At 75.2% G+C, this 13,514-nt stretch carries 15 protein-coding genes, 1 tRNA gene and 1 riboswitch; of the genes, 9 read left to right on the top strand and 7 right to left on the bottom strand.

The features are described from left to right. The first annotated feature begins 10 nt into the window (after positions 1-10). The 4 genes from OMK64_RS12395 to OMK64_RS12380 all read left to right on the top strand — a co-directional run bounded on the left by OMK64_RS12395 (position 11) and on the right by OMK64_RS12380 (position 3,708). The gene (locus tag OMK64_RS12395) at positions 11-1,012 is read left to right on the top strand and encodes an ACP S-malonyltransferase (protein ID WP_272728685.1); all 1,002 of its coding nucleotides are present in this window, start codon (positions 11-13) and stop codon (positions 1,010-1,012) included. Further along, on the top strand, positions 1,009-2,013 hold the full coding sequence (locus tag OMK64_RS12390) for a beta-ketoacyl-ACP synthase III (RefSeq protein WP_272728684.1): 1,005 nt from the start codon (positions 1,009-1,011) through the stop codon (positions 2,011-2,013). Before OMK64_RS12395 ends, OMK64_RS12390 begins: the two co-directional genes overlap by 4 nt. 108 nt (positions 2,014-2,121) lie before the next feature. Further along, positions 2,122-2,370: an acyl carrier protein gene (locus OMK64_RS12385; protein ID WP_124341502.1), complete on the top strand. Its 249-nt coding sequence runs from the start codon at positions 2,122-2,124 to the stop codon at positions 2,368-2,370. 93 nt (positions 2,371-2,463) lie between these two features. Continuing rightward, positions 2,464-3,708 (top strand): beta-ketoacyl-[acyl-carrier-protein] synthase family protein, encoded by a 1,245-nt coding sequence (locus OMK64_RS12380; RefSeq protein ID WP_272728683.1) that lies wholly within the window; start codon positions 2,464-2,466, stop codon positions 3,706-3,708. A 228-nt stretch (positions 3,709-3,936) separates the two neighbouring features. Here OMK64_RS12380 and OMK64_RS12375 read toward each other — a convergent pair whose 3' ends face one another. The 5 genes from OMK64_RS12375 to def all read right to left on the bottom strand — a co-directional run bounded on the left by OMK64_RS12375 (position 3,937) and on the right by def (position 8,053). Then, a complete protein-coding gene (locus tag OMK64_RS12375) occupies positions 3,937-4,833 on the bottom strand; it encodes an FAD-dependent oxidoreductase (protein WP_272728682.1) in 897 nt (298 codons plus the stop codon). Between the two features lie 615 nt (positions 4,834-5,448). After that, positions 5,449-6,306: an FAD:protein FMN transferase gene (locus OMK64_RS12370; protein ID WP_272728681.1), complete on the bottom strand. Its 858-nt coding sequence runs from the start codon at positions 6,304-6,306 to the stop codon at positions 5,449-5,451. Then, entirely contained in the window at positions 6,293-6,778 is a 486-nt protein-coding gene (locus OMK64_RS12365) for an FMN-binding protein (protein ID WP_272728680.1), read from the bottom strand. The genes OMK64_RS12370 and OMK64_RS12365 overlap by 14 nt, the downstream gene beginning before the upstream one ends. A gap of 146 nt (positions 6,779-6,924) precedes the next feature. Continuing rightward, on the bottom strand, positions 6,925-7,425 hold the full coding sequence (locus OMK64_RS12360; RefSeq protein WP_272728679.1) for a DUF3145 domain-containing protein: 501 nt from the start codon (positions 7,423-7,425) through the stop codon (positions 6,925-6,927). 139 nt (positions 7,426-7,564) lie between these two features. After that, positions 7,565-8,053, bottom strand: coding sequence for a peptide deformylase (gene def / locus OMK64_RS12355; RefSeq protein WP_272728678.1), 489 nt, complete (start codon positions 8,051-8,053; stop codon positions 7,565-7,567). A gap of 142 nt (positions 8,054-8,195) precedes the next feature. Here def and OMK64_RS12350 point away from each other — a divergent pair, with 142 nt between their 5' ends. From OMK64_RS12350 to OMK64_RS12340, 3 genes are read left to right on the top strand one after another with little or no spacing between them, the layout of a single operon-like run. Continuing rightward, positions 8,196-8,951 carry a P-loop NTPase family protein gene (locus OMK64_RS12350; RefSeq protein WP_272728677.1) on the top strand — a complete coding sequence of 252 codons (756 nt, stop codon included), beginning with the start codon at positions 8,196-8,198 and terminating at the stop codon, positions 8,949-8,951. A gap of 48 nt (positions 8,952-8,999) precedes the next feature. After that, the gene (locus OMK64_RS12345) at positions 9,000-10,922 is read left to right on the top strand and encodes a YhgE/Pip domain-containing protein (protein ID WP_272728676.1); all 1,923 of its coding nucleotides are present in this window, start codon (positions 9,000-9,002) and stop codon (positions 10,920-10,922) included. A gap of 38 nt (positions 10,923-10,960) precedes the next feature. Beyond that, positions 10,961-11,503: a TetR/AcrR family transcriptional regulator gene (locus OMK64_RS12340; RefSeq protein ID WP_272728675.1), complete on the top strand. Its 543-nt coding sequence runs from the start codon at positions 10,961-10,963 to the stop codon at positions 11,501-11,503. Positions 11,504-11,684: 181 nt separating this feature from the next. Here OMK64_RS12340 and OMK64_RS12335 read toward each other — a convergent pair whose 3' ends face one another. Together OMK64_RS12335 and OMK64_RS12330 are read right to left on the bottom strand one after the other, a co-directional pair. Further along, the gene (locus OMK64_RS12335; protein ID WP_272728674.1) at positions 11,685-11,900 is read right to left on the bottom strand and encodes a BldC family transcriptional regulator; all 216 of its coding nucleotides are present in this window, start codon (positions 11,898-11,900) and stop codon (positions 11,685-11,687) included. Positions 11,901-11,915: 15 nt separating this feature from the next. Next, positions 11,916-11,990: riboswitch (cyclic di-GMP riboswitch) on the bottom strand. A gap of 77 nt (positions 11,991-12,067) precedes the next feature. After that, the gene (locus OMK64_RS12330; protein WP_272728673.1) at positions 12,068-12,877 is read right to left on the bottom strand and encodes a DUF1206 domain-containing protein; all 810 of its coding nucleotides are present in this window, start codon (positions 12,875-12,877) and stop codon (positions 12,068-12,070) included. 119 nt (positions 12,878-12,996) lie between these two features. Here OMK64_RS12330 and OMK64_RS12325 point away from each other — a divergent pair. Continuing rightward, a tRNA-Ile gene (locus OMK64_RS12325) sits at positions 12,997-13,070 on the top strand. Between the two features lie 61 nt (positions 13,071-13,131). Next, positions 13,132-13,514: hypothetical protein (locus tag OMK64_RS12320; protein ID WP_272728672.1), on the top strand; the 383-nt coding region annotated here is incomplete at its 3' end.

The raw sequence follows: 13,514 nt of genomic DNA, 5'->3' as shown, positions 1-13,514 counted from the left end.
AGGTGGACAGGTGCTCGTCGTCGTCTGCCCCGGACAGGGTGCCCAGTCCCCCGGCATGCTCGCCCCCTGGCTCGAGCTGCCCGTCGTCGCGGAGTCGGTCGACCGCTCGTCGCGGACCGCCGGTCTCGACCTGCGCGCGCACGGCACGACCTCGGACGCGGACACGATCCGCGACACCGCGGTCGCGCAGCCGCTGCTCGTCGCCTCCGCCCTCGCGAGCCTGCGCGCGGTGCTCGACGTCGACGCGGACACCCCGCTCGGCGCCGCCGCCGCGGGCGTCGTCGGTGCGACCGCGGGCCACTCGGTCGGCGAGCTCGCCGCGGCGGCCGTCGCGGGCGTCCTGACCGACGACCAGGCCCTCGCGCTCGTCGCGGTGCGCGGTGCCGCGATGGCCCGCGCCGCCGCCGCGACGCCGACCGGCATGAACGCGGTCCTCGGCGGCGACCCGGACGAGGTGCTCGCCGCGCTCGCCGCGCACGGGCTCGTGCCCGCCAACGTCAACGGCGGCGGCCAGGTCGTCGCGGCCGGCCCGCTCGACGCGCTCGCCGCGTTCGCCGCAGCCCCGCCCGCCCGGGCACGCGTCGTGCCGCTGCAGGTCGCCGGCGCGTTCCACACCCAGGTCATGGAGCCGGCCGTCGCCGAGCTGCGCGCCGCGGCCGACGGGATCACGCCCGGCGACCCGGTCGTGCCGCTGCTCACCAACTCCGACGGCACGGTCGTCCCCGACGGCGCCCGCGCACTCGAGCTGATCGTCGCCCAGGTGGCCAACCCGGTCCGCTGGGACCTCTGCCAGGAGACGCTGCTGGCGCTCGGCGTGACGGGCCTTCTCGAGGTCGCCCCCGGTGGCGTCCTCACCGGGCTCGCGCGGCGTACGCTGCCGGGGATCGAGACGGTCGCCGTCAAGACGCCGGCCGACCTCGACGCCGCACGCGACCTCGTGCGCCGCCACGGCGCCGCGTCCGCGTCCACGCCCGAGGGCACCACCGCGAACACCCAGGAGCAGCAGTCGTGACCCGACCCACCCTGACGCAGGCCACCGGACCGGCCCACACCCGGATCCTCGGCATCGGAGGCGTGCGCGGCGAGCGCGTCGTCCCGAACGACGACCTCGTCGGTCCCATCGACTCCTCGGACGAGTGGATCCGCCAGCGCACGGGCATCGTCACGCGCCGCCGCGCGGGCGAGGGCACCGACGTGCTCGACCTGGCCGAGGGCGCCGCACGCGCCGCGCTCGAGAACGCGGGCCTGACGGGCGCCGACATCGACGCGGTGATCCTCTCGACGGTCACCTACTTCCACCAGACGCCCGCCGGCGCCGCGATCGTCGCCGACCGCATCGGCGCGACGCCCGCCGCGGCGTTCGACATCTCCGCGGCGTGCGCCGGGTACTGCTACGGCATCGGCCAGGCGGACGCGCTCGTCCGCGCCGGCACCGCCCGGCACGTGCTCGTCATCGGCGCCGAGAAGATGAGCGAGTTCGTCGACCCGACCGACCGCACCATCTCCTTCCTGCTCGGTGACGGCGCGGGCGCGGTCGTGATCGGCCCGTCCGACACGCCCGGGATCGGCCCGACGGTCTGGGGCTCGGACGGCGGTCAGGCGCAGGCGATCCGGCAGACGCACTCGTGGCTCGCGACGCGCGACGAGGGCGCCGGGTGGCCGACGCTGCGCCAGGAGGGCCAGTCGGTCTTCAAGTGGGCGGTCTGGCAGATGGCCCCCGTCGCGCAGAAGGCGCTCGACGCCGCGGGCGTCACCGCCGACGACATCGAGGCGTTCATCCCGCACCAGGCGAACATGCGGATCATCGACCAGATGATCAAGCAGCTGAAGCTCCCCGAGTCGGTGGTCGTCGGCCGCGACATCGCCGACACGGGCAACACCTCCGCCGCCTCGATCCCGCTCGCGACCGAGCGCCTGCTCCGCGAGGGCCAGGTGTCCAGCGGCGCGCTCGCGCTGCAGATCGGCTTCGGCGCGGGACTCGTGTACGCCGCGCAGGTCGTGGTCCTGCCCTGATCCACCCTGGTCCGGCGCTCGTCGGGCCCGCCCGCCCCCTCGGGGGACGGTCCACCCTCGGGCTGTACCGTTCGTCCGACCCTTCCAGCAGTCACCAGAGGAGACACCATGGCGTACAGCGAGCAGGAGATCCTGGCCGGTCTGGCCGAGATCGTGAGCGAGGAGACGGGCCTGCCCGCCGACTCGGTCCTGCCGGAGAAGTCCTTCACCGACGACCTCGACATCGACTCGCTGTCGATGATGACGATCGTCACGCTCGCCGAGGAGAAGTTCGACGTGCGCATCCCCGACGACGAGGTCAAGAACCTCACGACCGTGGGCGACGCCGTCTCGTTCATCGCGGGCGCGCAGTCCTGAGCCTGCTGTGACCCGGGCACCGTCCCGGCGCCACCGCGGCCGCACCGCCGCCGGCGCCGGGACGGGCCACCCCCATCGCCACCAGGAGCACCGATGAGCCACGCAACCGACGTCGTCGTCACCGGACTCGGCGCCACCACGCCGCTCGGCGGGGACGTGCCCTCGACGTGGGCCGCCGCCCTCGCCGGTGAGTCCGGGGCCCGCACCCTCGACAACGACTGGGCCGAGACCTACGGCATCCCCGTCTCGTTCGCCGCGACCATCAAGGTCGCGCCCGCGGACGTGCTGCCGCGTCCCGAGCTCAAGAAGATGGACCCCACCGCGCAGTACGCCGTGATCGCGGCGCGCGAGGCGTGGGCCGACGCCGGCTCCCCCGAGGTCGACGGCGAGCGGCTCGGGGCCGTCGTGTCGTCCGGAATCGGCGGCATCTGGACGATGCTCGACGGCTGGGACACGCTCCGCGAGAAGGGCGCCCGGCGCATGCTGCCGATGACGGTGCCCATGCTCATGCCGAACTCGCCCGTCGCGTTCGTCTCGCTCGACCTGGGCGCCCGCGCCGGTGCCCACGCGCTGGTCTCGGCGTGCGCGTCGGGTGCCGAGGCGATCGGCTACGGCGTCGAGATGATCCGCTCGGGTCGCGCCGACGTGGTCGTCGCGGGCGGCACCGAGGCCCCGATCCACCCGATGCCGATCGGCGCGTTCGCCGCGTCGCGCACGCTGTCGCAGCGCAACGACGACCCGCAGCGCGCGTCGCGCCCGTACGACGTCGCGCGTGACGGCTTCGTCGTCGGCGAGGGCGCGGGCATCGTCGTGCTCGAGAGCGCCGAGCACGCCGCCGCGCGCGGCGCCCGCGTGTACGCGCGGATCGCCGGTGTCGGCCTCTCCGCCGACGGCTACCACATCACGTCCCCCGAGCCCTCGGGCGACGGGCAGATCCGGGCCATGCGCTCGGCGCTGCAGGAGGCGGGCGTCTCGCACCGCGACATCGTGCACGTCAACGCGCACGCGACCTCGACCGTGGTCGGCGACCTCATCGAGGCGCGCAGCATCCGCGGCGTGCTCGGCGACGAGGCGGACCACGTCGCCCTGTCGGCGACGAAGTCGATGACCGGGCACCTGCTCGGTGGCGCCGGCGCGCTCGAGTCGGTGTTCACGATCCTCGCGCTGCACGACCGGCAGGCGCCGCCGACGATCAACGTCGACGACCCCGACCCGGAGCTCGTGCTGGACCTCGTGCGCGACAAGCCGCGTGCGCTGCCCGACGGCCAGATCGCCGCGATCAACAACTCGTTCGGGTTCGGCGGCCACAACGTGGCGCTCGTCGTCACGTCCGCCTGACCCGCAGCACCACCTGTCCGCCCCGGCGGACCGAGGGCGCGTCACCCCTGCTCGGGTGGCGCGCCCTCGGCGTCGAGGGACCCCGCTCGGCGAGGGGTGCGACCGACGCGCGCGCCCGGTCGGGCCGCGGGCGCGGGCACCGCGAAGCGCCGACCGCGGGCACCCCGATGCGGAGCGTCGTGCGGCGCGCGGTGCGACGCGGGGTGTCGTCCCGCGCGCCGTGCTCGATCAGTACCCGGGGAACGCGTCCGTCCTGATCCGTTGCACACCTGCTCGTCGCAGCGTGCGACGCGCATGCACGACCATGCGCGGCGGCCCGGACACGTAGGCCGTCCGCCGGTGCGCGTCCGGCACCCCCTCGCTCAGCACCGCGTCCTCGAGCAGCGGGGCGCTGCGGTGCTCCCACCCCTCGGGGAGCGCACGTGGGCGTGTCGGGGCGACGACGACGACGCGGGCCGCGGAGGCGGTGAGCACGTCGGCGTACGGCGGTTCGTCGCCGGGCCCGAGCAGGAGCAGCAGCACGACGTCGCGCCGCTCCCCTGCCCGTGCGAGCGCGGTGAGCTGGCTGACGAACGGCGTGATCCCGATCCCGCCCGCGACGAGGAGCAGCGGCACGTCGGCGCGCCGCGGCAGCAGGAAGTCGCCGCCGACCGACGTCGCGCGCACGACGACACCCGGCGGCAGCGCGGTGAGCGTGCGCTTGAACGAGCTCGGCGCCGGCGTGAGCCGGTACGCGACCGTCACGCCGTCGCCGTGCCCGGCCGGTGAGGCGACCGAGAAGACGCGGCGCGTGCCGCGTCGGTCGACGCCCGCGTGCGGCACGTGCAGCTCGATCCACTGCCCGGGCCGGAACCGCAGCGCACGCTCGGGCGCGAAGGCGACCTCGCGCACCGCGGGCGTGACGTCGCGGTGGCCGACGACGGTGAGCCGCACGGCGCGCCGCTGCCCGAACGCGAAGGCGAGCACGTTGCCGACGACGAGCGCGAGCTCGGGCGAGCTCCACACGGGTCCGAGCGTGAAGGGCGTGACGGTGAGCGCCCCGACGAGCGCGGCCTCCGCGAGCTGCTGGCGACGCCGGGGCGGGAGGGTCAGCGGCTCGGTGAGCATGAACGCGGCGGCGAACACGAGCGGGTACGACGCGAGCGCGGTCCACAGCGCGTCGGGGAGCGTGAACCCCAGCCCGACGAGCCGCCGTCACGACGCCGCCCGCGACCACCAGGTACGTGCCCACGAGCAGCCCGCGACGTGTCCGCACGACGACGGCCAGCGCGGCGCCGGCGACGACGGGCAGCAGGGCGGGCGTCGCGACCCACCAGGTGGCCGGCACCACCCCGAGCGGGACGCCCGCGACGCCCACCGCCAGGGCACCCGCAGCCGCCGGGTTGAGCACGTGCCGCGACCGCACGGCGAGGACGAACTTGGACGCCCCCGCGACGGTGGCGGCCGCGGCGAGGACCGCGAGGTCGAGGGGCGCGGTCGACGGGCGGAGCAGGAGCGCGAGGATGAGCCCGGTGATCACCGACGACTCCCCGTGCACGGGCACGCGCCACAGCGCGCCGCAGCCGAGGCTCACCAGCAGCGTCACGGCGACCGCGACGACGACCGACACCCCGAGCGCGACGGGCTCGACGTGCACCCGCCCGGTGACGGCCAGCACGAGCGCCGCGGCCAGCACGACACCCAGCGCGACCGAGACGGTCCGGTACATGGTGACGCGGCCGAGCAGGTCGTCGACGCGGCTCATGCGAACACCTCCCCCGGCAGCCCGAGCGACCACTGCACGCGGCCGTCGGCGTGGATGCGCACGTACTCGAGGTCGAACCGGACCTGCAGTCGCTCGGGCTGGGCGAAGAACAGCGCGGTCGCGAGCCCGTCGGCGACCATCGCGGTGGGTGCGACCGCCCAGGTCGCGACGACGTCCCGGGTGGGCGCCCCGGTGCGGGCGTCGACGACGTGGTGCAGCCCGTCGCCCCAGGCGCGCCGGTCCACGCCCGACCCGCACACCGCGGCGCCGCCGACCTCGACGACGCCGACCGCACGGCCCGCGTCCCCCGGCTGCTGGAGCCCGACCCGGACGGGTGCACCACGCCGCAGGACGTCGCCGCCCGCGTCGACGAGCACGTCCTCGATCCCGCACGCGGCGAGCTCCGCGGCCACGAGGTCGACGAGCTGGCCCTTGCCCGCGGCCCCGACGTCGAGCAGCACGGGCTCGCGCACGACGAGCCGGTCGCCGTCGCGGTCGAGCACGTCGGCCGCCCGCGGAGCGGGGACAGGAGGGCCGTCGGGGACCAGGCTCAGCCCCGCGTCGTAGCCGAGCCGCTCCATGCTCCCGCCGACGAGCGGAGAGACGGCGCCGTCGGTGCGCTCGTCGAGGACGTCGTAGAGGTCGAGCAGCGCGACGCCGTGCGCGGGCAGCGCGTACACGCCGGGAGCGGAGGCGATCCGGGCGACGAGCGAGTCGTGGCGGAACCGGGACCACACGGCGTCGTACGCCGCGACGCACGCGTGGACGCGGGCGAGCACGGCCCCGTCGAGCGGTGCCGGCGTGCGCAGGGTCCACCGCGTGCCGATCGCGTCGAACGACTCACGCGCGCGCATCAGCGAGGACGGCCGCCAGCGCGGACTCGAAGCCCTGCGTCGTGAGCGAGGCCCCGGCCACGACGTCGACGTCGACGTCCTCGAGCGGGATCCCCACGACCTGCGCCGAGATGGCCGAGGCGAAGTCGGACTGGAAGGTCTGCGAGGTCGGGTTGGTCGCCTGCGGCACGACGTCGATCGCGGCGACGATGCCCTCGTCGACGGTGAGCGTCACCTCGATGCTCTCCTTGCCCGCGGGCGAGGTGTAGATGCCGACCCCGGCGTAGGTGCCGTCGACGACGCGGCTCGTCGGGGAGGCCGAGCTGCCGACGGCGCCGCTCGCGTCACCCTGCGCGCCGGCGGCGCCCGCCCCGGCAGGGCCGCCCGCGGCGGTCGTGCCGTCGGCTGCCGTCGCGTCGGCGGCACAGCCCGTCAGGGCGGCGGCGAGCGTCAGGCCCGCGAGGGCGAGCACGGGCGTGCGGGGCGTGGTCATCGGGGTGCGTCCTCTCGTGGCCCGGGCGGTCCCGGGTCGGCAGGCGTCGAGGGGGCGACGCCGGAGTCACACCTTGGCGGACGGGGTCCGCAGGCTGTCCACGCGCGAATCGATTAGGCGCTCACGCACCGAGACGTCGGTGCAGGTCAGCCCACGCGGTGGAGCCACCGCACGGGCGCACCCGCACCCGCGTACCGGAACGGCTCGAGCTCGTCGTCCCACGCCTGACCGAGCGCGAGGTCGAGCTCCGCGCGCAGGCGCGCCGGGTCGTCGGCGTGCTCGAGCGCGGCGCGGATGCGGTCCTCGGGGACGACGACGTTGCCGTGCACGTCGGTCGCGGCGTGGAAGATCCCGAGCTCGGGCGTGTGGCTCCAGCGGGACCCGTCGACGCCGTGGCTCGCCTCCTCCGTGATCTCGTACCGGAGGTGCGCCCAGCCACGCAACGCCGACGCCAGCCGCGCGCCGGTGCCCTGGGGCCCCTGCCACGAGTGCTCGGCGCGGTAGAAGCCGGGTCCTGCCGGCTGCGGAATCCAGTCGAAGGTCACCCGCGCGTTCAGGACGTTCCCGGCAGCCCACTCGATGTGGGGGCACAGCGCCCGGGGCGCAGAGTGCACGAAAAGAACACCGCGGGTGATCGCACCTGCCATGTCGTCCTCCTGGTCGGCTCGAGGTTCGCCTTCCCCAACGTCCTCGGGTCCTGCTCAGGAGCACTCACGGTCTCGCGGCGTGCTGTGCACACTATGCCCGACGTGCAGCGTCACCGCCAAGCACCCGGGCGGGGATGCGTCAGAGCTGCTCGCGGATCGCCCGCATCGCCTTCTTGCGCACGGACCGCTCGAGGCGGTCGAGGTAGAGCATGCCGTCGAGGTGGTCGACCTCGTGCTGGAGGCACCGGGCCATGAGCTCGGTGCCCTCGACGACGACCTCCTTGCCGTCGAGGTCGGTGCCGACGACCCGCGCGTACCAGGCGCGTCGCGTCGGATACCACAGGCCCGGCACCGAGAGGCAGCCCTCGTCGCCGTCCTGGTACTCGTCCTCGGACAGCTCGACGATGACGGGGTTGAGCACGTAGCCGATCTCGTCGTCGATGTTCCACGAGAACGCGCGCAGGCCGACGCCGATCTGGTTGGCCGCGAGCCCGGCGCGACCCTCGTGGTCGACCGTCTCGAGCAGGTCCTCGACGAGCGAGCGGACGCGGTCGTCGATCGCGGTGATCGGGTCGCACGGGGTGCGCAGGACGGGGTCTCCGACGGTGCGGATCTCTCGCATGGCCATGCGTCGATCCTTTCATGCCCGGGCAGCGGACCAGGGCCGTCCGGAGGCGGCGTGTGAGCAGCGAGACACAGGCGGACAGGGACGGCGGTGCGAACCGGGCGTATCGTTTGTACTGACCGGTCAGTCAGAAGGGATCCGACACATGACCGCCACCCCCGCGATCGGCACCACCGCCGCAGCCGGCGCCACGAGCGACAACCCCGAGGCTCCCGGCGCGACACCCGCAGCGCCCGTCGTCCGCGCCCGGCGCCTCGCCCTGCACGGGCCGCGCGGTCGCGTGTACGGCCCCGTCGACCTGGACGTCGCGGCCGGCGAGCTCGTCCTGGTCCAGGGCGCGCAGGGCTCGGGTCGGACGAGCCTGCTGCTCACGCTCGCCGGCCGCATGGTGCCTGACGCCGACGCGCGGCTCGACGTGCTCGGCCACCGCCTGCCGCGTGAGCGCCGTGCGGTCCAGCGCACCGCCGCGATCGCCGGCTTCGGCGGGATCGACGACCTCGACCAGTCCGTCACGGTCGGCGCGCTCGTCCGCGAGCGGCTCGCCTGGCTCGGGCCGTGGTACCGACGCCAGCCTCGCCCCACGCAGCACGCGCTCGACGAGGCGCTCGCGCCGGCGTTCGGCGACCGCCCCGTCCCGTCGCCGCGCACCGTCGCGTGGGACCTCGACGAGCTCGACGCGATGCTCCTGCGCGTGGCCCTCGCCCTGCTGCAGCAGCCCCGCCTGCTCGTGGTCGACGACGTCGACCAGGTGCTCGACGACGCCCGCCGCCAGGTCGTCTGGACCCGGCTCGAGCAGCTCGCCGCCGGCGGCCTCACGGTCGTCGCCGCGTGCGCGAGCGCCGACGAGGTCGCCCGGACCCGATGGGTCACGCCGCCGACCGTCGTCGCGCTCCCCCTCTGACTCGTCCGCTACGCCTTACCCGCAACCCACCGCACCCCGAGGACCGTCATGCTCTCGCTCACCGCCGGCACCGAGCTGCGCCGCTTCCGTCGCGGCACGCTGCCGCGACTGGCCGTCGTCGCGATGATCGTCGTGCCGCTGCTGTACGGCGTCCTGTACCTGTGGGCGTTCTGGAACCCCACCGGGCACCTCGACCACATCCCCGTGGCGCTCGTCGACGCCGACGCGGGCGCCACGCGCGACGGCGAGCCCGTGCACGCGGGGGCCGACCTCGTCGACCGGCTCGTCGACGAGCACCGCCTCGACTGGGTCGTCACCGACCCCGCCGACGCGGCCGACGGCGTCGACTCCGGTCGCTACTACTTCAGCGTCACGGTCCCCGCGGACTTCTCCGCCGACCTCGTCTCCGCGGGTGGCGACTCCCCGCGCTCGGCGCGCATCGACGTCGCCTACGACGACGCCAACTCGTTCCTCGTCACGTCGCTCGGTCGCACCGCGATGGAGCGGATCACGGCGGCCGTCTCGGCGACCGCCGGCGAGCAGGCCGTCGACGCGGTGCTCGTCGGCCTGTCGCAGGCGCACGACGGCTTCACCGAGGCCGCCGACGGCGCGGTCCGGCTGCGGGACGCGGCGGACCAGCTCGGCGCGGGCGCACGGACGCTCGCTGACGGTGCCGACTCACTGGCGGACGGCGCCGAGCGGGCGTCGTCGGGTGCCGCGGACGTCCGCGACGGGGCCGCCCGGCTCGCCGACGGGTCGACGCAGGCCGACACCGCGGCCGCGAGGCTCGCGACGGGGAGCGCCCAGGTCGCCGACGGGGTGCACGCCGCGGCCACGCAGGTCGACGGGCTGGTCGCGGGAGTGTCCGGGCTCCCCGCCGACCTGCAGACGCTCACCGCCTACCTCACCGCGCGGGCCCAGGCCGGCGACAGCGACGCCGCGCAGATCCTCGCGCACCTCGCCTCGACCGCCGACCACCTGCCCGACGCCGCGACCCTGGCCGCGGCCCGGCAGCAGCTCGACGCGCTCGACACGGGTGCCCGCCAGGTCGCCGACGGCGCGGCCGCGCTGCACGACGGGACCGCGCAGGTCGCCGCCGGGGCGGGGTCCTTGCGCGACGGTGCGCGGACGCTCGCGGACGGCACCGCGCAGGTCGCCTCCGGTGCGCAGGACGTCGCCGACGGCGCGACGCGGCTGGTCGACGGCACCGGGCAGCTCGGGCAGGGCACGGCCACGCTCGCGGGGTCCCTCGACGACGGCGCGGCGCAGATCCCGGCCGACGACGACGGCACCCGGGCGGCGCGGGCCGCCGCGATCGCCGACCCCGTCGGCCTCGACGCGACGGACCGCGCGACCGCCGCCGGTTTCGGCGAGGGCATCGCCCCGTTCTTCCTGCCGCTCGCGCTCTTCCTCGGCGGCGTCGTGACGTGGATGATCCTGCGGCCCGTCCCGCCGCGTGCCCTCACCACGCCCGCGCGCGGCGTCCGTGCGGCCCTGTCCGGGTACGCGCCCGCGCTCGTCATGGGGATCGTGCAGGTCGTCGTGCTGCTCACGGTCCTGCGGGTGGGTGTCGGCCTGACGCCGACGCACCCGGTCGGCGCGCTCGCCTTCACCGTGCTCGTGGTCGCGGCCTTCCTCGCGGTGCAGCAGATGCTGCTCGCGCTGCTCGGCACGGCGGCCGGCCGCATCGCGACGCTCGCGCTGCTCGTCCTCCAGCTCGCGTCGGCGGGCGGCACGTACCCGGTGGAGACGTCGCCCGCGTTCTTCCGGGCGCTGCACCCCCTGCTGCCCATGAGCTACGGCGTCGACGGCCTGCGCGCGCTGCTCACGGGCAACCCCGACGGGCGGCTCTGGACCGCGGTCGCCTACCTCGTCACGCTCCTCGTCGCCTCGCTCGCGGTGACGTCCTGGCGGGCCGGGCGCATGCGGACGTGGACGCTGTCGCGCCTGCACCCCGCGCTCACGATCTGACCGGCGCCCGCGAGCGCACGTTCTGGGAGGCTGCACGCATGCGGACCACCGACACCCGCCGGCACATCGTCGACGCTGCCCTCGCGCTCGTCGCCGAGCGCGGCTACACCGCGACCGCGGTCGACGACATCGCGGCCGCGGCGGGCGTGGCCAAGGGGTCGGTGTTCTACAACTTCGGCTCGAAGGCCGAGCTGTTCGAGGCCATCATCGCCGAGGGCGTCGCGCGGCTCACCGCTGCGCTCCGGGCGGCCGTCGACGGCCTCACCGGGACGGACGCGGTCGACGCGCTCGTCACCGAGCTGCTCACCCAGGTCCGCGACCACCCCGACTTCGCGAAGGTCATGGTCGCCGAGGTGTTCCGCACGGGCCGGCTGTGGCAGGACTCGATCCGCGCGCTGCGGGACGACGCGATGGGCGTGTTCGCGGGGGCCGTCGCGGCGGCGTGGCCCGACCGGGACCCGTCGCTCACGGCGGCGGCGCTGTTCGGTGCCACGGTCGTGGCCGGGCTCGAGTGGCTCGTGTTCCAGCCGGAGCGCTCGCTCGACGACGTGCGGTCGGCGGTGCTGACGACGGTCCGCTGACCGGAGCGACGCGCCCGCGGCCGCCGCCGCTCGGTGTCACGGCCCGTCGTCGTCGCCGGGCACCGGGCACCGGACGACGATCACCGGACGACGATCGCCGGACACAGCAGGACGCCGGCGGCGACTGGTGTCACCGCCGGCGTCCCGGGGTCGTGCAGGTCGCGGCCGCAGCCGCGGAAGGTCACTCGCCCGCGCGCTGCGTGGGGACGCCCTGGAGGAGCTGACGCACCTCGGCCTCGTGGAAGCGACGGTGGCCGCCCAGCGTGCGGACCGCCGAGAGCTTGCCGGCCTGCGCCCAGCGCGTCACCGTCTTGGGGTCCACTCGGAACAGGACCGCGACCTCGCCCGGGGTAAGAAGGGCACCCTGCGTGAGGGGGGCGTCGGTGGACACAGCCATGATCATCTCCTGTCGTTCGGTAGCTCGGCTGACCTCGTGGGTCCCGTGGCTTTGCGTCCCCACCTTGCGGCGGGTTTGCCGTTGTCGCTGACAAGAAGAACTATGACCGTTTCTGGACAGTTAGTCAAGAAACTCCGCGTCGGTTGCGTGCGGCAAACGGGTGAAGTTCAGAGCCGCCCGTATCTGGCGCGGGCAAACGCATACCCGCCGTACGCGACGAACCCGAGCGCGACGAACCCGAGCAGGAACGGACCGCCCGGCTGGTCGCGCAACGTGTGCAGCGCCTGGTCGAGACCGCCCGCCGCCTGCGGGTCCGCCTTCGCGGCCGCGACGACGAACAGCACGCCGACGACGCCGAGGGCGACCCCCTTGAGGACGTAGCCCCAGACACCCAGGCGCTCGACGACGCGTCCCGCCGTCCCGGAGGGCAGGCGGTGCAGGTCGGCGAGGAACTTCTTCTTCCACCCCTTGACGACGTGGTAGGCGCCGACGCCCACGATCGCCAGGCCGACGAGCGCCACCAGGACCCGACCCCCGGGCGCGGACATGAGTCGCGACGTGAGGTCGGCGGTCTGCTGCTCGCTCGACGCCCCGCCACCGCGTGCGTAGGCGAACGACGCGGCCGCGAGCGCCAGGTAGACGAGCGCACGGCCCGCCGCCTTGGCGCGCCAGCCCGTCGTCCTCCCGCCCTGGGCACCTCCGTCCGACGTGGGCGGCGCACCGCGGACGGCCTTGGCGACCTCCCAGGCGCCGAGCGCCGCGAACGCGACGACGAAGAACCACAGCACCGCGCCGCCGAACGGCGTCGACGCGACCGTCCCCAGCGCACCCGACTGGTCGGCCTGCTGGCTCCCGCCGCCGACCGCCACCTGCAGGGCCAGCACGCCGATGAGCACGTGCAGCACCCCGCTCACCGCGTATCCCGCCCGAGCCGCGAGCTCCCAGCCGTGCTCGGCGTGCGTCGTCGTCCCGCTCATCTGCGCCTCACCACCCGCTCTCCCCCCCGCCCGTCCCCCGTGCTTGTCGCGTCGGATCGTGGCAGCGAACCGGCACGCACGCGACCGGAGCGCCGCTGCCGTAGCCTGGGCTCCGCCTCGGGGCAGTAGCTCAGCCGGTCAGAGCAGCGGACTCATAATCCGTGGGTCGTGGGTTCAAGCCCCACCTGCCCCACCCGACGCTCCTCCCCTCGCGCGTGCGCGGGCGCCGCACCCCGCGCGGGTACCGTTGCCCGGTGGCTCTCTCCCGTCGACGCCGGCTCCCTGCGGCGGACCGTGCGCTGCTCGACCTGCGCCCCGGCGACCGCGTCCTCGTCGAGGCGCACCTGAGCGACGGCCGGTGGGCGGTCGCGTCCCGCCGGGCGCTGCACCTCCTGGAGGACGGCAAGGTCGCCCGCGTCCCCTGGAGCGAGGTGGACCGCGGGTCGCTCGACCCCGCGACGCGCGTGCTGTCGGTCACGTGGGTCTGGGGCGGGACGTCGCGCCTGCCGTTCGCCCAGCACCTGCGTGAAGATCTCACCCTCCTCGTCGCGCCGCAGCGCGAGCCTGACCTTCGCGCCGCCCGGCACCGTGACGGGCACCGCGTGGACGACGGACTGCTGGACACGCTCGCGGAACG

Origin of the sequence: Cellulomonas fimi, assembly GCF_028527925.1 — a bacterium.
Classification (GTDB): Bacteria; Actinomycetota; Actinomycetes; order Actinomycetales; family Cellulomonadaceae; genus Cellulomonas; species Cellulomonas fimi_C.
The sequence above is the reverse complement of the archived record's forward strand: the minus strand, read 5'-3'. Positions and strand labels throughout refer to the sequence as shown.

Excerpts from the sequence above, each read along its gene's own strand:
- OMK64_RS12350 (WP_272728677.1), top strand. The coding sequence starts at position 8,196 with ATGACCGCCACCCCCGCGATCGGCACCACCGCCGCAGCCGGCGCCACG.
- OMK64_RS12380 (WP_272728683.1), top strand. The coding sequence starts at position 2,464 with ATGAGCCACGCAACCGACGTCGTCGTCACCGGACTCGGCGCCACCACG.
- OMK64_RS12335 (WP_272728674.1), bottom strand. The coding sequence starts at position 11,900 with ATGGCTGTGTCCACCGACGCCCCCCTCACGCAGGGTGCCCTTCTTACC.
- OMK64_RS12330 (WP_272728673.1), bottom strand. The coding sequence starts at position 12,877 with ATGAGCGGGACGACGACGCACGCCGAGCACGGCTGGGAGCTCGCGGCT.
- OMK64_RS12345 (WP_272728676.1), top strand. The coding sequence starts at position 9,000 with ATGCTCTCGCTCACCGCCGGCACCGAGCTGCGCCGCTTCCGTCGCGGC.
- OMK64_RS12340 (WP_272728675.1), top strand. The coding sequence starts at position 10,961 with ATGCGGACCACCGACACCCGCCGGCACATCGTCGACGCTGCCCTCGCG.
- OMK64_RS12360 (WP_272728679.1), bottom strand. The coding sequence starts at position 7,425 with ATGGCAGGTGCGATCACCCGCGGTGTTCTTTTCGTGCACTCTGCGCCC.
- def (WP_272728678.1), bottom strand. The coding sequence starts at position 8,053 with ATGGCCATGCGAGAGATCCGCACCGTCGGAGACCCCGTCCTGCGCACC.
- OMK64_RS12365 (WP_272728680.1), bottom strand. The coding sequence starts at position 6,778 with ATGACCACGCCCCGCACGCCCGTGCTCGCCCTCGCGGGCCTGACGCTC.
- OMK64_RS12385 (WP_124341502.1), top strand. The coding sequence starts at position 2,122 with ATGGCGTACAGCGAGCAGGAGATCCTGGCCGGTCTGGCCGAGATCGTG.
- OMK64_RS12370 (WP_272728681.1), bottom strand. The coding sequence starts at position 6,306 with ATGCGCGCGCGTGAGTCGTTCGACGCGATCGGCACGCGGTGGACCCTG.